This is a genomic window from Roseivirga sp. AWQ4_251 (genome assembly GCF_056158225.1).
In genome coordinates this window covers 306,484-325,332 of the sequence record NZ_JBSWSW010000001.1, presented here as the reverse complement: position 1 = coordinate 325,332, position 18,849 = coordinate 306,484, and the positions used below count along the sequence as shown (strand labels likewise).

The 18,849-nt window shown below is 40.5% G+C and carries 20 protein-coding genes; 9 read left to right on the top strand and 11 right to left on the bottom strand.

Features of this window, described 5'->3' with window-relative positions:
* The first annotated feature begins 5 nt into the window (after positions 1-5).
* Positions 6-1,232, top strand: a complete 1,227-nt coding sequence (locus ACXACJ_RS01580; RefSeq protein WP_475132508.1) for an MFS transporter — start codon at positions 6-8, stop codon at positions 1,230-1,232.
* A gap of 239 nt (positions 1,233-1,471) precedes the next feature.
* Complete coding sequence (locus ACXACJ_RS01575; RefSeq protein ID WP_475132507.1) at positions 1,472-2,143, top strand: lysoplasmalogenase; 672 nt, start codon at positions 1,472-1,474, stop codon at positions 2,141-2,143.
* Between the two features lies 1 nt (position 2,144).
* On the opposite strand, the gene ACXACJ_RS01570 is transcribed toward ACXACJ_RS01575, so the two are convergent.
* From ACXACJ_RS01570 to ACXACJ_RS01560, 3 genes are all read right to left on the bottom strand, one after another.
* Entirely contained in the window at positions 2,145-2,849 is a 705-nt protein-coding gene (locus ACXACJ_RS01570) for a head GIN domain-containing protein (protein ID WP_475132506.1), read from the bottom strand.
* A 139-nt stretch (positions 2,850-2,988) separates the two neighbouring features.
* Positions 2,989-4,335, bottom strand: coding sequence for an MATE family efflux transporter (locus ACXACJ_RS01565; protein WP_475132505.1), 1,347 nt, complete (start codon positions 4,333-4,335; stop codon positions 2,989-2,991).
* Position 4,336: 1 nt separating this feature from the next.
* Complete coding sequence (locus tag ACXACJ_RS01560) at positions 4,337-4,885, bottom strand: NUDIX domain-containing protein (protein ID WP_475132504.1); 549 nt, start codon at positions 4,883-4,885, stop codon at positions 4,337-4,339.
* An 89-nt stretch (positions 4,886-4,974) separates the two neighbouring features.
* Here ACXACJ_RS01560 and ACXACJ_RS01555 point away from each other — a divergent pair, with 89 nt between their 5' ends.
* The 4 genes from ACXACJ_RS01555 (at position 4,975) to ACXACJ_RS01540 (ending at position 6,963) form a co-directional block, all read left to right on the top strand.
* Positions 4,975-5,571 (top strand): ribonuclease HII, encoded by a 597-nt coding sequence (locus ACXACJ_RS01555; RefSeq protein WP_475132503.1) that lies wholly within the window; start codon positions 4,975-4,977, stop codon positions 5,569-5,571.
* A 24-nt stretch (positions 5,572-5,595) separates the two neighbouring features.
* Complete coding sequence (locus ACXACJ_RS01550) at positions 5,596-6,015, top strand: hypothetical protein (protein WP_475132502.1); 420 nt, start codon at positions 5,596-5,598, stop codon at positions 6,013-6,015.
* A 3-nt stretch (positions 6,016-6,018) separates the two neighbouring features.
* Complete coding sequence (locus ACXACJ_RS01545; protein ID WP_475132501.1) at positions 6,019-6,477, top strand: helix-turn-helix domain-containing protein; 459 nt, start codon at positions 6,019-6,021, stop codon at positions 6,475-6,477.
* Between the two features lie 99 nt (positions 6,478-6,576).
* On the top strand, positions 6,577-6,963 hold the full coding sequence (locus tag ACXACJ_RS01540; protein WP_475132500.1) for a VOC family protein: 387 nt from the start codon (positions 6,577-6,579) through the stop codon (positions 6,961-6,963).
* 113 nt (positions 6,964-7,076) lie between these two features.
* Here ACXACJ_RS01540 and paaN read toward each other — a convergent pair whose 3' ends face one another.
* Together paaN and glgP are read right to left on the bottom strand one after the other, a co-directional pair.
* Positions 7,077-8,738, bottom strand: coding sequence for a phenylacetic acid degradation protein PaaN (gene paaN, locus ACXACJ_RS01535; protein WP_475132499.1), 1,662 nt, complete (start codon positions 8,736-8,738; stop codon positions 7,077-7,079).
* Positions 8,739-8,887: 149 nt separating this feature from the next.
* Positions 8,888-10,531, bottom strand: a complete 1,644-nt coding sequence (glgP, locus tag ACXACJ_RS01530) for an alpha-glucan family phosphorylase (RefSeq protein WP_475132498.1) — start codon at positions 10,529-10,531, stop codon at positions 8,888-8,890.
* A 282-nt stretch (positions 10,532-10,813) separates the two neighbouring features.
* Here glgP and ACXACJ_RS01525 point away from each other — a divergent pair, with 282 nt between their 5' ends.
* Positions 10,814-11,197 (top strand): response regulator, encoded by a 384-nt coding sequence (locus ACXACJ_RS01525; protein WP_475132497.1) that lies wholly within the window; start codon positions 10,814-10,816, stop codon positions 11,195-11,197.
* 59 nt (positions 11,198-11,256) lie between these two features.
* Here ACXACJ_RS01525 and tsf read toward each other — a convergent pair whose 3' ends face one another.
* From tsf to rplM, 4 genes are all read right to left on the bottom strand, one after another.
* Positions 11,257-12,087, bottom strand: a complete 831-nt coding sequence (gene tsf, locus ACXACJ_RS01520; RefSeq protein ID WP_475132496.1) for a translation elongation factor Ts — start codon at positions 12,085-12,087, stop codon at positions 11,257-11,259.
* Between the two features lie 143 nt (positions 12,088-12,230).
* Positions 12,231-13,007 (bottom strand): 30S ribosomal protein S2, encoded by a 777-nt coding sequence (gene rpsB / locus ACXACJ_RS01515; protein ID WP_475132495.1) that lies wholly within the window; start codon positions 13,005-13,007, stop codon positions 12,231-12,233.
* Between the two features lie 25 nt (positions 13,008-13,032).
* Positions 13,033-13,419, bottom strand: coding sequence for a 30S ribosomal protein S9 (gene rpsI / locus ACXACJ_RS01510; RefSeq protein WP_475132494.1), 387 nt, complete (start codon positions 13,417-13,419; stop codon positions 13,033-13,035).
* A gap of 12 nt (positions 13,420-13,431) precedes the next feature.
* On the bottom strand, positions 13,432-13,875 hold the full coding sequence (rplM, locus tag ACXACJ_RS01505; RefSeq protein WP_475132493.1) for a 50S ribosomal protein L13: 444 nt from the start codon (positions 13,873-13,875) through the stop codon (positions 13,432-13,434).
* Positions 13,876-14,141: 266 nt separating this feature from the next.
* On the opposite strand from rplM, the gene dnaX reads away from it, so the two are divergent.
* Entirely contained in the window at positions 14,142-15,257 is a 1,116-nt protein-coding gene (gene dnaX, locus ACXACJ_RS01500) for a DNA polymerase III subunit gamma/tau (protein WP_475132492.1), read from the top strand.
* Between the two features lie 392 nt (positions 15,258-15,649).
* The gene (locus tag ACXACJ_RS01495) at positions 15,650-15,904 is read left to right on the top strand and encodes a hypothetical protein (protein ID WP_475132491.1); all 255 of its coding nucleotides are present in this window, start codon (positions 15,650-15,652) and stop codon (positions 15,902-15,904) included.
* Between the two features lie 9 nt (positions 15,905-15,913).
* On the opposite strand, the gene ACXACJ_RS01490 is transcribed toward ACXACJ_RS01495, so the two are convergent.
* Complete coding sequence (locus tag ACXACJ_RS01490) at positions 15,914-16,861, bottom strand: DUF3078 domain-containing protein (protein WP_475132490.1); 948 nt, start codon at positions 16,859-16,861, stop codon at positions 15,914-15,916.
* A gap of 54 nt (positions 16,862-16,915) precedes the next feature.
* Positions 16,916-18,847 (bottom strand): LysM peptidoglycan-binding domain-containing protein, encoded by a 1,932-nt coding sequence (locus ACXACJ_RS01485; protein WP_475132489.1) that lies wholly within the window; start codon positions 18,845-18,847, stop codon positions 16,916-16,918.
* Positions 18,848-18,849: the final 2 nt, after the last annotated feature.

The following is an 18,849-nucleotide window of genomic DNA, read 5'->3' as shown; positions in this document are numbered from 1 at the left end:
TTAAGATGGAGCTTCGGCTCCATTTTTTGTTTACACCAATGACGGAGAAAAAGAAAGTTTATACCCTGCAGTTTTTTCTGCTTTGCTTCAGTTCATTTTTGTTCTTTGGCAGCTTTAATATGATAGTCCCCGACCTCTACAATTACATCACCGATTTAGGAGGTGGAGAGTACAAAGGACTGATCATTTCACTTTTTACTGTTACTGCCGGCCTTTCCCGTCCATTCAGTGGCAAACTTTCCGACACTGTTGGTAGAATTCCCGTAATGATTTTCGGAGCAGGGGTTTGCTTCGTAATGGGTTTTTTATACCCTATGGTTGGTACAGTATGGGCACTTTTACTCCTCCGCTTTTTACATGGTTTTTCCACAGGCTTTAAACCCACAGGAACTTCCGCTTACATCGCAGATATAGTCCCTGCCAACAGAAGAGGAGAAGCCATGGGGCTTTCTGGTTTCTTTGGAAGCCTAGGCATGGCGGCTGGCCCGGCCATCGGCCCAAGAATTGCGGACACATATGGCATCGACTTTATGTTCTACGCTTCTTCAATAGCCGCAATTGGCTCTGTGCTCATTCTAATTGGCATGAAAGAAACTTTGGAAGAAAGGATGAAATTCAACCCTAGACTCTTAAAAATATCCGCAAGTGAAGTAATAGAACCTCGGGTTTTTAATCCTTCTTTCTTATTTCTACTAACTTCTTTCTCCTTTGGGGCCGTACTTACTCTCATCCCTGACTTAAGCGTCAGTTTAGGATATAAAGAAAAAGAAAAAGGTATTTTCATGGGTGTTTTCGTAGTAGCTTCTTTGGTAGTAAGGTTGGTAGCAGGTAAGGCTTCCGATAAATATGGCAGAGTAGTAATCTTGAAAATCGCGGCCTTGGCCATTGCAATTTCCGACTTGTTAATTGCCTTCACTCACACTCAAGAAATGCTAATGATTAGCGCTGTTGCTTTTGGTATTGCTGTGGGCATGAACACACCAACCATTTACGCTTGGACCATCGATTTAAGTCTGGATCATTTGCGAGGCAAAGGATTGGCAACAATGTACATTGCTCTAGAAATAGGCATTGGATTGGGAGCCCTAATCGCGGGATGGATTTACAGCAATCAAATAGAAAATATCAGAGATGTATTTTTACTTTGTGGAGCCTTGTCTTTCATAGGTTTCTTATTTCTTACTTTTGGTTTAAATTGGTTGAAGCGGTTTGTAAAGAGTACGGTTCAATAGAATCGGGCCCTCCAAAAGTTGAGACTAAATTAACCACACCCTTCATTTGACCTGTAACCATTTATTATACAGAACTTTTGGAGGGTTGTCTCAAGAATTATAACACATGAAAACACAAAGACACTGCTCCCATTTTTTGCATTTGCCTTTCTCCATTTGTTGGCCAAGCTTATGGATTTTCCGACCATGGCAGATTTCACCAAACCACTATATAAAAGATATCCAACTGAACTGAAAACATGAAACTACCAAAACAGCTTATTCCATTTGTGGGCTTTTCGGTTGTCCATTTATTATCACATCTGCTGGACATTCCTGTGTTAGCCAATTTCACAAAACCATTGTTAATGGCCAGTTTGATGTTTTATTTCAATCAATCGGTGCCCAAAACACCCTTAAGCAAATTTGTGAATGCCGCTTTGTTTTTCTCCTTACTGGGAGATGTCTTTCTTATCTTTTCCAGTAATGAAAGTATTTTCTTTCTATTGGGCTTAGGCGCTTTTCTTCTCGCCCATCTTACTTATATCTTTCTGAATCTCAACTTAGTAAATACTGAAGACAGAAAAATCAAATTCAAGTGGCACGACCTCCTTTTTGGTGTCTACGGACTTTTTATGTTCAGATGGATAAAACCTGGCCTTGGCGAAATGATGATACCAGCCCTTATTTATACGGTTGTTATCTGCCTTATGGGGATTACGGCTAGTAAGCGATTGGGTAAAACAGACAAAACCAGCTTCTGGTACATTTTAGCAGGAGCAATTGCCTTTATTTTGAGTGATAGCCTTTTAGCCATCAACCAATTTGCCACCACCATACCTCAAGCTGGTTTTCTGATTATGCTCACCTACATTCTAGCTCAGTTTATGATTGTAAAGGGGATTGTAGAGTTTGTAAAGAGATTGGCTTAACCTAATTAGCTCTTCTCACTCTTCCGCTCCCCGCAACACTGGAATTCACTGAAGTTGGGTTACCGCTGTAGTAAACACTACCACTGCCGCTGATACGAGCATCTAAATCGCCATTAACCGTTATATTACCTCTACCCGATCCTGTTATACGAACCTCATAATCGCCAGCATCTAGTTTTTCGCCAATATAGCGGCCAGAGCCACTGATATGCAGTTGAGCCTTTTCGGATTTTCCGCTCAAGCGAATGTTCCCTGAACCAGAAATTCTGGCGTCAGTGTATTCTGCCTCGATGTCCAATTCAATATTACCCGAGCCAGAAACGGCCGCATCAAAGTCTCTTACTTTAAAAGTGCTCTCACCAATAATGTTTCCCGATCCGCTAACATGTGCGCCTTTTAATTCCTTTACAGTAACGTAAACGGTTAGCTTACCACGATTACTATTTCCCCAGAAATTCCAGCCATCTCTTTCTGATTTGATCGAAAGGCGACCACTGCGTACTTCTGTTTCTATTTCGTCCAGCAAATCTTTATCGCCTTCCAAAACTACTTCTGTTTTGTCTCCCTGTTTTACATATACTTTCCCTGAAACGCCCATGGCTATTTCATCAAAGTCGCCCACATTTCGAGTTTCTTTATTTTGAGCAAAAGCTGTAACAGAAAAAAGGAGTAAAAAAGACAGGAGGGTTATTTTATATGCATTCATAATTTTGAGTTTGAAGAAAGACAAACTCATAGCATAAAGGGTTGCATGGCATAGAAAAAGAAAGTCCCTCGCTTTAAAGAGAGATGAGCCAAAGCAACATACTCTTGACGAATTTTTCCAAAAAACATTTCTTTCTAAGCTAGAAAGACAAACTCTTTTGATTGGCTAGTTTTCTAAAGCGGAAAAACAGCAAAATTGCAGCAATTGATAAACCTGTCAACAACCCATACCAAATACCTTCGGGGCCAAAATCCAAAACAAACCCAAACACATAACTAATGGGTATGGCTAATCCCCAGTAAGCAATGAAAGTAATAATCGTTGGGATTTTAACATCCGACATTCCTCTTAAAGAGCCTAAACCAACAACTTGAACTCCATCTGAAAGTTGAAAAAAGCCTGCTACAATAAGCAACGAGCCTGCAATCAGAATAACTTCGGGGTCATCGATATAGAGTGAAGGGAAAAATTGATTGAAAACGATGTAAATCAAAGAGCAACAGGCCATAAAAATCAAGACCATCACAAAACTTGTATTACCTGCCTTCTTAAGGTTTTGAGCATCTCGTTTTCCCAACTGATTACCCACCCTAACGGTAGAGGCAGCAGAAATACCAGTAGCCATCATATAACTCAAAGAAACTAAGCTTAAAGCTATTTGGTGAGCTGCCAAAGGCACTACTCCTAATCTGCCCATAAAAATGGAGGCTATGGAAAAGGCCCCGACCTCGAACACGAACTGAGCCCCACTTGGCACTCCTATTTTCAGCATAGGTTTAAAAAATTCAGCCGAAATTTTATGCAACTGAAGTCCGGATTTGTATTTCTTCATCCGGCCTGACTTCAAAACATACAGCCACATACCTATGGCCATTAAAACCCTAGCCAATAAGGTGGAGTACCCCGCTCCCATTAAACCAAGTTCTGGGAAACCAAACTTCCCATAAATCAGAAGATAGTTAAAAAGAACATTGATCAAATTGGCTCCCACAGTAATAAACATTGTGGGTTTAGTAACTGAAAGACCTTCGGTGAATTGGCGAAAATTCTGAAAGATCATCATCGGGATCAAAGAACTGAGGATCACATAAAAATATGGCGTCCCCATGCTCACCACCTCTTCTGGCTGCGAAAGGTAGCCAAATGCAAATGACAGCGAGAAGCCCAAGATAAACAGCGTAATACCTGCCAAAAGGCATAGCAAAACCCCATGCCTTAAAAGTCGAATAATTTTAGGGGTGTCTCCTTCTCCATCAGCCTGAGCAACCAAAGGGGTAATCCCGTAAGAAACACCGATGCCAAACATTAGAAACACGGCCAACAAGCTATTGCCAAAAGAAGCCGCTGCCAAAGGCGCTGGCCCAATTTGCCCAACCATAATGCTATCGGCAATTCCTACTGCAACATGCCCAACCTGACTGAGCATAACGGGGTAAGCCAAAGTAGCAGTTTTGGCAAAATGCTGTTTATACGTAAGTTCCTTCAATTTACAGACCTTTTAAGCGAGCAAGTTTGTAAATAGCGGCCACACTAAGGCTATCGGTAATTCGTCCGTCCAAAACCATTTCTAGCACTTCAGCAAAAGGAAGTTTCTTAATGGCCAAATCTTCTGTTTCGTCAAAATTGGTTTCTCCCTGAGTAAGTCCTGTGGCTACATAGGCATAGCCAACCTCATCGGTAACGGAATTAGAAGTGTGGATTTTGCACAAGTATTCTAAATTTTCAGCAATGAGCCCTGTTTCTTCCTGAAGCTCCCTTTTTGCTCCATCCTCATTATCTTCATTAGGCGGAACCGCTCCCATAGGGATTTCCCAACTATACTCATTCAAAGTATAGCGATATTGCCCCACAAGCCACGTATTCATATCATCATCGAGCGGAATAACGGCCACAGCCTTCCCTTTAAAAGAAACCTTTCCGTAAATCCCCTTACCACCTGTAGGATTAATGACATTGTATTCATCTACCCGAATCCATGGGTTATCATAAATCATTTTTCCATCAAGGGTTGTCCAAGGATTTTTGTGCTCTTCCATGCTGTAAAATTAGAGATATGTTTCGGCTTCCAAATCAAAGTTTTAAGTTTGAAATCAAATCACATTTATTTCATAGCTTAAAATCAATTATGCTCTTATCGAATTTTGGTTCTGGGAAAATTGAAGCTGGCTGCGATGAAGCCGGTCGTGGACCTTTAGCGGGTCCCGTAGTTGCTGCAGCTGTTATTCTGCCCGCTGATTACAAGAACGATTTACTGAACGATTCGAAGCAATTGAAAAGAAAAGACCGTGAAGCACTGGAAATCCAAATCAAAGAAGAAGCCTTGGCTTGGGCCGTATGTGCGGTGAGTCCGGAAGAAATCGATGAAATCAACATATTGAATGCATCTTTCCTGGCCATGCATCGATCTATCGATCAGCTCGAAACCAAGCCTGAACTGCTTTTGATTGATGGTAATCGTTTCAAAGTTTATCAAAAGATCCCTCACGAATGCATCGTTAAAGGTGATGGAAAATACCTTTCCATTGCAGCCGCTTCAATATTGGCCAAAGTTGAAAGAGATAGAATCATGACTTTGGCGGCTCAGCAATACCCTGGCTATGGCTGGGAAAATAATGCAGGCTACCCTACAAAAAAACATCGTGAGGCCATTCAAAAATTGGGTGTTACGCCACTTCATCGCAAATCCTTTAAGCTTCTACCCGATCAACTAGAACTGTTTTAATCAGAATTTCTCAACTTCCACAGCATGCATCAAGAAGAACTAGAGCTAAACAAAAAGAAAACGCATTTATTAATGCTGCTCATGCTAGCCGAAGCAGATAACGAAGACCACCCTTTGGAGACTTTGTACATCTATAAAGTTGCGGAAAGGCTGGGCATTTCGAAGGAAGAAGTTGACGATATCGATAAAAACCCACAGAACCTCACTTTTGTGATTCCTAAAATGGAATTCGAGCGAATGGAAATCCTTTACGACTTGCTTTTTCTGATGCAGTTCGATCAAAAAGTGAGCAAGGAAGAAGTTGAGCTTATTCATCGTTTGGCATTTCATATGGGTTTCAGTCCTCTGATGACTGCAGAAATGATTAACACTATGACCCTGAGCATTGGCAAACAACTACCCAAAGACGAATTGCTCAATATCATTCGTAAATACATGAACTAACTCATGAGCCTGTATTCTGACCATATTCAGCAATTCAGCTCATTATTCAAAGAAGAGCAACATTTGCTGAATAGAGTAATGTTGGCAAAACGCTTTATGGACACTCATTTTTCAGAAATATTGGGCTTAGAAAATCTCGCACGAACGGCTCAACTCTCTCCTTTCCATTTTATTCGCATTTTTAAAAAATTCTACGGAAAAACGCCTCACAAATACCTTCAAGAAAGAAGAATTGAAGCTGCAAAAGAGCTTTTAAAGGCAAACACCAACGTTTCGGATACTTGCTTTTCTGTCGGTTTCAGCAGCATTTCTTCATTTTCACTTCTCTTTAAAAAGTCAACTGGATTAAGTGCATCTTCTTTTCAGAAGAGATTTTCAACAGCTCAAAATGCAGATCACTCACAACTTCAACCTTTATCTCAACCCGCCCTTCTCAGATTCCCGCAAAAGCAATTAGGTTAACTTGCAAGAGGTCAATCAAAAGCAATTTTCGATAAATGTGGGTCATATAAAATCGCCTTCTTTGTAGAAGATCGAATAAACATTTAATCTTTTCAAATCATGAAAATAAAGCTTTCTAGCATCTTCGTTCAAAATCAAGATCAGGCATTGAAATTCTATACCGAAACCTTGGGCTTTCAGAAAAAAACCGAAATACCAATGGGTGAGCATAAGTGGTTAACCGTAGTTTCTGCTGAAGAACCCGATGGCGTAGAACTCGTTTTGGAACCTTTAGGGTTTGCGCCTGCCACCACATTTCAAGATGAACTTTTCAAGGCTGGAATTCCATTTACGGCCTTTCAGGTAGAAGATGTTGATGCGGAATACGCCAAACTCACAAAACTCGGTGTGGAATTCAGCATTGAACCTAAAGAAGTAGGGCCAACTAAAATCGCTGTGTTCAATGACACTTGCGGAAACCACCTTCAGATTTACCAAATGCTCTGAAAGAATACGCAGCAAAAAACCTTACTAAACAAAAAGAGACTGTTTCGAAAGCCTCATGAATCACTTCATAATTAGGCCTTTGAGACAGTCTCTTCAATAAGTTAATTTGTTTACTATGCAGGCTCTCTCATTCCAACCCAAGTAAATCTTCGATTGATGTAGTCTGGGTTTGTAAATGAGGCATTTCCTGCCGGATTACCTCCCGTGACATGATAATCAGAGAACGCGGCATGTTGGTTCACATAAATACCACCCGTTAGGTTGAACGAAACTGGAGTAGCCACCAAAGACATTTCGTCCGCTATATATTCCTTTGTTTCGGCATCTGTTGTATAAGCGCCACAAGAAATCGCGCCATGCTCTTCCGCCATTTCCTTAGCCAAAGCCACTGATTCCTTAGTGTCTTTTGTCTTTATCAAAAGTGCAATTGGGCCGAAAAGTTCTTTCGAAAACTTGTCCTTGTCAGCAGAACTCAATTCAATAACAGTCGGGGTTTGGGTTCTTGTGGTTTTGAACATTGGGTTTTCAATTGAACAAGTCTCCAACCAGACTTTACCTCCCAAATCAGCAGCTGCGTTTTGGGTTCTTTCGCAAGTGGCTGGGTTTTGAATAGCCCCTAAAACAAATGGACCAGCTTTAGGATTATCGATCAATCCATTGGTGAAGTCCACAAATTTCTGAGCAATTTCATCGAAACTCACGACACCATTGGCCGTTTTGACTCCACCTTCAGGGATAAAGAAGTTTTGAGGAGCCGTACACATTTGGCCGGAATACAAAGAAACCGCAAAAGTAATATTCTGAATTACCTGATCAATATCTTCTACAGAATCCAAAATCATTGAATTCACACCAGTTTTCTCAGTAAAAACGGCTTTAGGTAAAGTTTCCAAGTATGAACCAAATTCAGAATTACCTGTAAAATCAACCAGTTTCACTCTTTTATCCTCTGCCAAATCCTTAGCAATTGGTGCATCAGGCGTATCTACTGCCAGTTGACAAGCATCAGCATCGAAACCAGCATCTCTTAAAGCATTTCGGATTTCAGCAACCATAATGGCCATTGGCAGAATGGCACCTGGATGTGGCTTTACCAAAACAGCGTTGCCAGTAATTAAACTCGCAAAAACGCCTGGCACAGAATTCCAAGTCGGAAAAGTAGAACAACCTATCACCAAACCAATTCCTTTAGGAACGGCTCTCCATTCTTTGTTCAGAACGATATTGAATTTGCCCATTGGCTTATCCCAAGTTGCTTTCGAAGTAAAACGTTTGAGCTCGTCATAACCCGCAGCAACAGCTTCTAATGCGCGATCTGCCGCATGAGGCCCTGAAGCTTGAAAGGCCATCATATAGCCTTGGCCTGTGGTATGCATAGTGGCGTAAGCATTCTCAAAAAAGCATTTTGAAAAGCGTTCAATGGCATCAATCAGCACACCTGCTTTATCGTCTAGTGATACCTTTCTCCAAGAATGAAAAGCTTTGTCAGCTCTATTGATCAACTCATCTTGCGAAAAAGAAGGATAGGTTACGCCCAACTTATCAATAAAATAAGGAGAGGCTTCTTCTCCAATCCAACCACTTTCGCCTTCTTGCTTCAACTCTTCAAACTTTTGGCCTAAATGCGCCTTAAAAGCTTTTTGTCCATCTGCATCGGCTGTTTCGCCATAGATTTTAGGAGAAGGATGTTCTGGATATTGAGCGTGGAAAACACGAGTGTGCAAAGCTTCAACGGCTTTGTTTAATATTTCTTGTTGTGAAGTTGTCAATGCCATAACGAACGTTTGTTTGGTTCGAATTTAAAACAATGGTTTGACAATTAACAATAGCCCGAGGGGAATGTTGGGCACTATGCAATCGAAAGGCATTTTAAACAAAAAATCCGTTGATGATAGCCAACGGATTTTCAAATTCATTTATCTGATTAAAAGTTATAGAGCCTTTTGTAGTATTCATCGGCCATACGAGCAGCCGTAAAATATTTATCTACATCGGCCATACTATTCCAATTTAACTCAACCCACTTGGCTTGATCTTGATAGTACATTGGAACAACTTCTTCTTTCAAAATACGCATCATATGATCTGCATCTTGCTGATCTTGTGCACCTTCAGGCAACGTAGTATCAACTTCAGGAATTACAAAACCATTGACTCCATGTTCTCCGAACTCTAAAATCCAGCCATCGTTGGTAGAAAAATTCAATGAACCGTTCATTGCGGCCGTCATACCGCTGGTTCCTGAAGCTTCCAAAGGAATTCTAGGGTTATTCAACCAAACATCCGAACCTTTCTTCATTAAAGCGGAAAGTCCGAGTTCATAGCCCGTAAGCACGGTGGCATTATGATATTTTCTAGTGAAATGAACGAGCCAATTGAAAGTGCTTACCGCGGAATGATCTAACGGATATGGTTTACCTGCCCAAATAACCTGAACAGGAAAATCCTTATTATTCAAAAGTCTCTCGAATCTTTCCGCGTCTCTTGCAATCAAGTCGGCTCTTTTATAACCAGCAAATCTTCTCGCCCAAACTATAGTCAGAACATTAGGATCGAATATTTTTCCTGTCTGGTCTGCCACTAATTCGAAAAGCTGCTTTTTGAGCTCCTTCTTACGGCTTACAAATTTCTTGTCATTCTTTTTGTCATAAGCCTTTTGAATCTCATTGTCTGTCCAATAAGCTTTATTTTGAGCATTTGTGATTGGAATGATATCACAAATATTCTCGAAGCCTCCCCACATTTCCTTAGAAACCTGTTGGTGCTTTTTAGAAACGGCATTGGCAATTTTTGAAAGCCTCAAAGCCGCCAAAGTATGATTAAACATCCCGTTCTCAAAGCCTACTAATTCTTCCATTTGTTGAATAGAAAAACCATTGAAATAACCGAGCTTCTGCAATAAGTTAGGATCATTCACCTCGTTTCCTGCTTTTACAGGAGTATGCGTAGTAAACACCAAACGTTCCTTTACCTTTTCAACGCTTCCTAATTTCTCCAACAACCTGAAAGCCGCAGGTAGTGCATGAGCTTCGTTGAAGTGATATAAATCAACTTCATGTCCGAGAGCCTCAAGCAGCTTAGCCCCACCTATTCCTAATAAAATGTACTGAGCAATACGCGTAGACAAATTGTTGTCGTAAAGCTTATGCGTTATAGTCTGAGCGAGATAATCATTTTCAGGATGATCTGTGGACAACAAGAAAATTGGAGCCGTTCCAAACACTTTTGGGTCCAAATAGAAAACCTTGACCTTCACTGGGTGATTATCTACACTAATTTCAATATCAATATCGAGTTCTTGAAGGAAGTTATAGTGGCGTTCTTGCCACAGAACATCCAATTCATTGTTGTGCTTGCGCACCTGATCGTAATACCCATACTTCCACAAAATGCCAATCCCAATTACATTTTGCTTAAGATCGTATGCACTTCTCATATGCGAACCCGCCAGAAAGCCCAAGCCCCCAGAATAAATTTTCAAAGGTTGGTCTATGGCAAATTCCATAGAAAAATAAGCTACCGGCTTTTGATAAGCCTCAGCCACTTTATAAGGAAATTTGAATTTCATATCTATACTTGTCTGATTTTTCAGCGTATTCAAAATTACCCTTTCCTAAATTTTTTAAAGATTTCAGAGTATAAAAGTTTTATGCAACCGTTTGAAGATTAGGAAGTAATACATTTTTCTTCCTATATTTGAATAAGGTTGTATTCACCACAATTTTGAGTTTGAAATCCCATTTTAATTCTTCAAACCGCACTTTACCGAAAACAACCTTCTAACCACTACCAAACCACTCGTTTCTTCAGGGCTGTCAAAAATTCATGTTGGAATTTTAGGTGTAGCAGAATGAAGAAAATCTTATTGGTTGAAGACAATCTTATTATCAGGGAAAATGTAGGGGAAATTTTAGAACTGCGAGGTTTTAAAGCAATCCTATCTGCAAATGGTAAGGAAGGGCTCTACAAAGCACATACTGAAGAGCCTGATTTAATCATTTGCGATATAGATATGCCCATTATGAACGGTTATGAGCTACTTCGCTTTATTAAGAGGCACGAAACACTTTCTCAGGTCCCAATTATCCTCCTTTCCGTTCGATGCAATGATGAAGAAAAGAAGCATGGCATTCAAATGGGTGCTGATGGCTATTTAAGCAAACCTTTTGATGTAGGGGAATTGTACGAGGCCATCGATAAATTTTTACCAGCTACCCGCAGAGCCGTTGTTTAGTCAATAAAAAAGGCTTTCCGTTTTCGAAAAGCCTTCATTGTATTTTAGCGGTCTAAATATTAACCGATAGCAACTCTTTTGAAGTCTGAAACAGTTAAACCTTTGTTTACTGAAGTTAAGTAACCTTGAACGGTTTCTTTAGGATCCTTCACAAATGCTTGGCTCAACAAAGTGTTTTCTTTGAAGAACTTGTTCAATTTTCCTTGAGCAATTTTCTCTAGCATTTCCTCTGGCTTACCTTCTTGTCTAGCGATATCTTTACCGATTTCGATTTCTTTCTCAACGATAGAAGCATCAACGCCATCTTTATCAACAGCAACTGGGTTCATTGCAGCAATTTGCATTCCTACGTCTTTACCAGCAGCAGCAACATCAGCACCACCAACGCCAGTTAAAGCTACCAATACACCTAATTTACCAGTAGAGTGGATGTAAGAAACAACTTGCTCAGCAGCTAGGCTTTCGTAAACAGTTACATCAAGTTTTTCACCGATTTTACCAAGAAGCTCAGTTACTTTATCTTGAACAGTTAGTTCACCAAGGCTAAGGGCTTTAAGGGCTTCGATATCTGCAGGCTTGTTAGCGATAGCAGCATCAGCGATTTGATTTCCAAGAGCTTGGAAGTCTTCATTTTTAGCCACAAAGTCAGTTTCACAAGTAAAAGCTACTAGAATTGCTTCAGAACCATCTTCGCTAGTTCTTACAAAAACAGCACCTTCAGTAGTTTCTCTGTCAGCTCTTTTTTCAGATAATTTCTGACCTTTTTTTCGAAGGATTTCGATTGCTTTGTCGAAATCACCTTCAGCTTCTACCAATGCCTTTTTACAATCCATCATACCGGCACCGGTCATTTGTCTTAGTTGGTTAACCTCTTTTGCTGTGATAGCCATTTGTATATGTTTTAAATAATATCCGAAATTATTTTCACTTGCAAAAAGTCCATTTTTATCTAGACTTCAATGCTTTAAAACAAAAATTGAACATCGAAAAAGCTTCAATGTTCAATTTTCTATATGAGTTAATCTTAATCGAATTAAGCTTCTTCTTTTGGAGTTTCTGCTTTGTCTGCAGCGATTTTTTCCTGCTCAGCTTTCTCTCTTTCTCTTTCTTCTTTCTCTTGCTTACGCTCTTGCAGGCCTTCTTCAATAGCTTTACCAATTGCCTTGGTGATGATTTCAATTGATTTGAACGCATCATCGTTACCAGGGATTGGGAAATCTACTTGGTTAGGATCTGAGTTAGTATCTACAAGTGCAAAAACTGGAATACCAAGCTTTTTAGCTTCATTAACAGCAATGTGCTCTCTTTTGATATCAACGATGAAAAGGGCGGCTGGAAGTCTAGTAAGGTCAGTGATACCTCCTAATACTCTTTCTAACTTTTCCTTTTCACGAGTCTTCATTAACCTCTCTCTTTTTGCTAGGTTTTTGTAAGACTCTTCTTTCATCATTTTATCGATGCCCTGAAGTTTCTTCAATGACTTTCTGATAGTAGCAAAGTTGGTAAGCATACCACCTAACCATCTTTCAGTCACGTAAGGCATGTTCAATCTATCAGCCTCAGCAGTCACAATAGTTTGTGCTTGCTTTTTAGTGGCTACGAACATTACTTTTCTTCCTGAACGTACGATGTTCCTAACTGCAGATGACGCTTCTTCGAGGCAGTTTAGGGTTTTGTTTAGATCTATGATATGGATACCATTTCTCTCCATGAAGATATATGGCGCCATACGAGGATCCCACTTTCTCGTTAAGTGTCCGAAGTGAACACCAGCATCAAGTAAGTCTTTATATTCTAATTTGTTAGACATATATAAATTTGAAAATTGATTCGAATTAACGCTTGCTGAACTGGAATGCTCTTCTTGCTTTTCTTCTACCTGGCTTCTTACGCTCAACCATTCTTGGGTCTCTTGTAAGGAATCCTTCTTTCTTCAAAGGAGGTCTGTTTTCAGCATCCACTTCGCATAGTGCTCTAGAGATTGCCAAACGGATAGCTTCTGCTTGTCCTTTTGGTCCTCCGCCATCTACATTTACTTTGATGTCGAAATTTCCAGACACATCAACAAGATTCAATGGCTGCTTCACAATAATTTGAAGTACATCAGAAGGAAAGTAATCCTCTAGTGTTTTGCCGTTGATAGTGATATCGCCATTTCCAAACTCCATGTACAATCTTGCAACAGAGGTCTTTCTTCTTCCAATTTTATTAACTACTTCCATTAATCAGTAATATTATAATTGAACTTCTTTTGGTTGTTGAGCGGCATGTGGATGCTCAGCACCTTCATAAACATACAAGTTATGGAAGATGGCTCTTCCTAATCTTGTTTTAGGCAACATGCCACGAACAGCTCTCTCTACAAGTAGAGTAGAAGATTTAGCCTTCAATTGTCTTGGCGTGGTTTGTTTCTGACCGCCTGGATAACCAGTATAAGTAAGATACACTCTGTTGTCCCACTTATCACCTGTCAGCCTTACTTTATCAGCATTCAGAACAATCACATTGTCACCACAATCCACGTGTGGGGTATAACCAGGCTTATTTTTGCCTCTGATTATCTTTGCAACTTCGCTAGCTAATCTACCTAGTGTTTTTTGACTGGCATCTACGATTACCCAATCTTTCTCTACGGTTGCCTTGTTAGCCGAAACTGTCTTATAACTTAGTGTATCCACTTCGGTATATTTAATTGACTTTTAATACTTTAACTCGTCCTTCCCTTAAAAAGGGACACAAAGATAGATGTTTGCTTTTTTAATTCCAACGTCCATCCATAAATTTATTGACTTTATAGAGCGTGTAACCCCTCTGAGCCGTACCATTTTAGCTATGCCATTAGCTGTAGGCTGCGCCCTGTTCTACTTGGGCATGCAAAAATAAAGGAATAAATCTTTGAAACTATTCCTTGAAACATCTTAGGGAAGATTCATATCTTGCAGCGATGGAAAATTTTGTTGTCTCAGCGCGTAAATACAGACCAGTCGGTTTTGAAGAAGTTGTTGGCCAGGAGCACATCACAACTACCCTGAAAAATGCCATTGACAATAACCAGCTTGCTCAAGCCCTTCTTTTCTGTGGGCCAAGAGGAGTTGGGAAAACCACTTGTGCACGTATTGTGGCTCGTATGATCAATGATCAGAATATCGAGAATCCACTTGCTGGCAACGATACCTTTAATATATATGAGCTTGATGCGGCTTCGAACAACTCTGTAGATGACATTCGAAATTTGATCGATCAGGTTCGATACCCGCCTCAGCAAGGCAAATTCAAAGTATATATTATAGATGAGGTTCACATGCTTTCGAATCAGGCCTTTAATGCCTTTTTGAAAACTTTGGAAGAACCACCATCATATGCCATTTTCATTCTGGCTACTACGGAAAAGCACAAAGTAATTCCAACTATACTTTCACGCTGTCAAATCTTCGATTTTAATAGAATTGAGGTAACAGATATTTCTGGGCAGTTGAAAATGATTGCGGATAAAGAAAGTATCGAAACGGAAGATGAGGCACTTCACCTGATTGCTCAAAAAGCAGACGGTGCCATGCGTGATGCCCTTTCTTTGTTCGACCTTATTGTAACTTTCTCTCATGGGCAGAAAGTTACTTACCAAAACACGATCAAAAACCTCCACATTCTGGACTATGATTATTATTTCAGAATGACGGAGTTTTTATATACTGAAGACACCTCAAATGTTCTTCTGACTTTTGATGACATTCTTAAGAATGGGTTTGACGGCCACAATTTCATTGTTGGTTTGGCTAGTCATTTCAGGGATTTGATGGTTTGCAAAGACACATCTACCATTCAGCTTCTTCAGGTTTCTGACAATATTAAGCAACGCTACAAAGCTCAGGCCGATGGAATCCCATTGTCTTTCTTGCTTACTGCGCTTAACATAGCCAGTGCTTGCGACCTAAATTACAAAGGGAGCAAAAACCAGCGACTCCATGTAGAATTGGCCCTTGTGAAAATGGCCCATCTTAAATCGGCCATTCAATTGGCTCAAGTGGACGTCTCTGACGATTCATCAAAAAAAAAATCCTAGTTGAGGAAAAACCAGAAAGTAAAACTCCTCAGAAAACTGAGGAGCCAAAGCCAGAGGCCCCAACAGAATCTACCATAGCTCATACTTCTTTAAAAGAAGAAGCCGCTCAAACACCAGCCACAGGCTTTGGTAGTGGAACTCGCCCAACTCCTAAAAAAACAGCGGGCAAGTCTCCTTCTAAAACCATAAGTATCCCTTCTCTTTCCGACCTAAAAAACAAAAGCTACCTAAAGGAAGAAAAGACTGAAGAAGTACAAGAAGTTGAAGTTTTTTCATCGAGAAAAAAGGCTTTTACTCCCGATGATGTCCGAAGAGTTTGGAACGACTACACCCGTAAAAAAGAAGAGGAAGGAAAGCCGTTCGAACTGCTCATTCTGAAAGAAGCATACCATTTGGAAGGTTCCGCTGTAACTGTAAACATTCCGAATGAAGCTTCAGAAGCCACCTTCGAACGTTTCAGAGGCGACCTGCTAATTGCATTGCGTGATGGTCTTCAAAATGATTCTATTCAACTGAAATCGAGAACCGTGGAAATCAACCAAGAACGGATGCTCTATACGGATCAAGAGAAATTTGAACACCTGAAAAAGAAATACCCTGCGCTACGAGACTTGCAAGAACGCCTAGGTTTGGATCCAGAATTCTGAAAACCGCAGCTAGAACCCGAAAGTAAAGCCCACGTTTATCACATTCTTAATCTGAATATCCCGTCCCCGCGTACCGTCATTTCGGGTAAGAATAATATCATCGTCATAAATCAATTGTGAGCTGATGTTAGAAGACAGATAGTCGTTCACCTTTAGGTTTAAAGTAGCTTCTAAGTTCACTACTGTGTTCGGGAATTTCTCATAATTAGAGAAGAGGTTGAAGTTTCCTAAAAGGGAAACATTGTCCCAAATGGTCTTTTTATAGCTTCCTGTAAAACTTATACCCGCCTCAGGCCTAATTCGGTCTCCGGGTCGAATACCAAAAGCCCCGGCAGCCGAAAGTGAATCTTCTAACACAAAAGTAAAACGACCCGTAAACGGAGCCAGAGTTGCGGTCAACACATCTCCTTCCCGATAAGAAATACCGAGCGAAGCAATAAGATACCCCGGAGCCATAAAATTGGAAATCAGCACCCTTCGGGTATCATCAGTTCCCGAAATTTTTTCCACCTTATAACCTTCATCCATCTGGGTCTGAAAATTGACGGAAGTAGATAAAAGCACGCTTTCCGAAAACTTCTGGCTGTATTTGGAACTGAGTATAATCTGGTCGTCTGTTTTCACGAAGCGGTTTCTTGCATCGCCATTTCGAATTAAACCATAAGCAATTTTAAACCTGTTTTGCCAAACCGTCCCTTCCTTTTCATAATCTGCGAAGGTCTCGATTTTAGCACCAATGGCCAATGAAGACTGACCTCCAGCTGCCCAATTGGTTAAACTTACTTGTTGAAGGTTGAAGTTGATTCTTCCTCCATCTTTCCAATATTTAATGGTATCGGGCGGAATCTCGGTGGTATCTCTAGGCGGCAGCAACACGACTCCACCTGGATTGACCTGAGCATTTAGGCTGCTCAAACAAACAACTAGTAGAAAAAAGGCTAATAAATAACGGTTCATTTTTGCGCTCTTCACTAAAATCGGCTCAAAACTATTCAATGATTCTTACAGGTTTTAATGGTCTTGAAGAATTTTTAGGCGTTCGCCCAAAGCAAGGTTGTTATCCGTTTTGCTGTTCCATTTAAGGATGTCGTCAACAGTAACGCCATATTGCCTTGAAATGGACCAAAGGGTTTCACCTTTCTGTACTTCATGATAAATTTCTTTCTGTGTTGTTGTTTGAGTTGTTTGAATTCTTTTCTGAAAATAGCCTTTCGGCACGACCAATTGCAACTTTTGGTCAATTTGCAGGCCATCCATTACATTGAGTCCGTTCCAATCTAAAATATCATCCAGTTCGATTCCATATTTTTGAGAAATGGCAAAAAACGATTCTTTAGGCAGTACCACGTGTGTAATAATGGTATCGTTAGCCGAAGCAACCAAAGGCTTTTTTACCGGAGGAACTAGCTGTTGCTCCACTTCCTCTTCAACTTCATTTTCCTGATTCTCAGTTACAGTTTCCTTCTTGGCTGGTTTTGGCTCTTTAACAGTAACGGTTTTTTCAGGAGCTATTACTTCTTTGATCAACTTATCTTCAGGAGTTGGTTGAGTTTTTTCAACCACCACATCGGCATATTCCACAGGCACTTTTGCTGGCCTTATAAACCTTAACCAGAGCACTCTGCCTACTTTCAGTTGTTCCACTTCTCTCATTCTGTTTTTCTGAAGAAGCTTCTTAAGCTTAATGCCATAATCTTGCGAAATACTCCACAAGGTTTCCCCTGGCTGAACAATATGGTAATGAACCTTGCCCCTATTCTTTTTATTCTTTAAGTAATAATAGCGTCCTGCTCTGACATTGCCTTTCGAACCAATGTCATTGTATTTCATAAGCTTAGAAACACTTTTGTCGACTCGAGCGGCTAAGGTTTTCAGATTATCATTTTGGGTTGCTCGAACTGCATTGATTCCATTCACCTCGATTTGGCCAGGCTCATATTCATTTCGCTGATTGCCTGTAATCCGAGGAAAAACACCCGTATTGCCTTCCACAGGCTTAATGTTATCAAAAAGTCTGTCGAACTCCGCTTTGTTTCGTGTTACGCTTCCTGTGTTTTTGGTGGTAGACTTGCTCGGCTGACTAACTGGAGTTTCCTTGCTGGGGTCTGGAGTAGCCTGAACAATAGGCTGCCCAGACTTTACTGGATAAATAACTGGGTAGGATTTTTCGCCTGGAATTCGCGAAGCAGAAAGCCATTTATTGAAGTCTTGCAGATCATTTACATCCACTTTTACTTCTTTGCTGATTTCCTTTAGGCTCTTCCCTTTGCCTTCATAAAAAGCCAACTGAACTTCTGGGTTTCTTCTGCCGCTCCCTACAAAATCTTGAAAAGCCAATTTATGAGCTAAATACTTTTTTACGTACCAATGGGTTTTCCCATCAATCTCCAACCTTTTTGCTCCATACCATTTTTCAGGAACCGACCGTTGCGTTCCTCCTAAACCCTGAAGGTAAGATTGCAACGAAAGCAGCCAGTTGTCGAACACGAAATTGCTCCGCTTAAAATATTTGGTTGCCCCAACAGTAGCAGCAATAATGTGCTTTCTTTCATCAACAGTTCCGTCTACGCGTAAACCTAACTCTTGTGCTGAAGCTTTTTTGAACTGCCAAAAACCTACGGCATTCGAAGTAGAAACCGCATCGGAAATGAATTGGCCTTCTTGAATCGCTAAATATTTGAAATCATCGGGAATCCCTTCTCTTTCCAGAACATCTTCCACAAACCCCATATAGAGGTTCGCGCGATCTACCAACAACTGAAAATGGTATTGACTTCGTGTAAGCAAGTCAAGCGTTTCTTCAATTTCCTTCTTGGCACTGTTGGTAATTTTGAGTTTGATTCCTGCAAACTCCATTTCGGAGGGGACAATCATCGGGGCTTGCGCTAAAGTATTCAACGAAGCCATCAGAATGATGATGATTGACGCTATGTATTTTGTCACGC

Excerpts from the sequence above, each read along its gene's own strand:
- tsf (WP_475132496.1), bottom strand. The coding sequence starts at position 12,087 with ATGGCTATCACAGCAAAAGAGGTTAACCAACTAAGACAAATGACCGGT.
- ACXACJ_RS01580 (WP_475132508.1), top strand. The coding sequence starts at position 6 with ATGGAGCTTCGGCTCCATTTTTTGTTTACACCAATGACGGAGAAAAAG.
- glgP (WP_475132498.1), bottom strand. The coding sequence starts at position 10,531 with ATGAAATTCAAATTTCCTTATAAAGTGGCTGAGGCTTATCAAAAGCCG.
- ACXACJ_RS01490 (WP_475132490.1), bottom strand. The coding sequence starts at position 16,861 with ATGAACCGTTATTTATTAGCCTTTTTTCTACTAGTTGTTTGTTTGAGC.
- ACXACJ_RS01540 (WP_475132500.1), top strand. The coding sequence starts at position 6,577 with ATGAAAATAAAGCTTTCTAGCATCTTCGTTCAAAATCAAGATCAGGCA.
- ACXACJ_RS01550 (WP_475132502.1), top strand. The coding sequence starts at position 5,596 with ATGCATCAAGAAGAACTAGAGCTAAACAAAAAGAAAACGCATTTATTA.
- rpsB (WP_475132495.1), bottom strand. The coding sequence starts at position 13,007 with ATGTCTAACAAATTAGAATATAAAGACTTACTTGATGCTGGTGTTCAC.
- ACXACJ_RS01570 (WP_475132506.1), bottom strand. The coding sequence starts at position 2,849 with ATGAATGCATATAAAATAACCCTCCTGTCTTTTTTACTCCTTTTTTCT.
- ACXACJ_RS01555 (WP_475132503.1), top strand. The coding sequence starts at position 4,975 with ATGCTCTTATCGAATTTTGGTTCTGGGAAAATTGAAGCTGGCTGCGAT.
- ACXACJ_RS01560 (WP_475132504.1), bottom strand. The coding sequence starts at position 4,885 with ATGGAAGAGCACAAAAATCCTTGGACAACCCTTGATGGAAAAATGATT.
- ACXACJ_RS01575 (WP_475132507.1), top strand. The coding sequence starts at position 1,472 with ATGAAACTACCAAAACAGCTTATTCCATTTGTGGGCTTTTCGGTTGTC.
- dnaX (WP_475132492.1), top strand. The coding sequence starts at position 14,142 with ATGGAAAATTTTGTTGTCTCAGCGCGTAAATACAGACCAGTCGGTTTT.
- paaN (WP_475132499.1), bottom strand. The coding sequence starts at position 8,738 with ATGGCATTGACAACTTCACAACAAGAAATATTAAACAAAGCCGTTGAA.
- rpsI (WP_475132494.1), bottom strand. The coding sequence starts at position 13,419 with ATGGAAGTAGTTAATAAAATTGGAAGAAGAAAGACCTCTGTTGCAAGA.
- ACXACJ_RS01525 (WP_475132497.1), top strand. The coding sequence starts at position 10,814 with ATGAAGAAAATCTTATTGGTTGAAGACAATCTTATTATCAGGGAAAAT.
- ACXACJ_RS01545 (WP_475132501.1), top strand. The coding sequence starts at position 6,019 with ATGAGCCTGTATTCTGACCATATTCAGCAATTCAGCTCATTATTCAAA.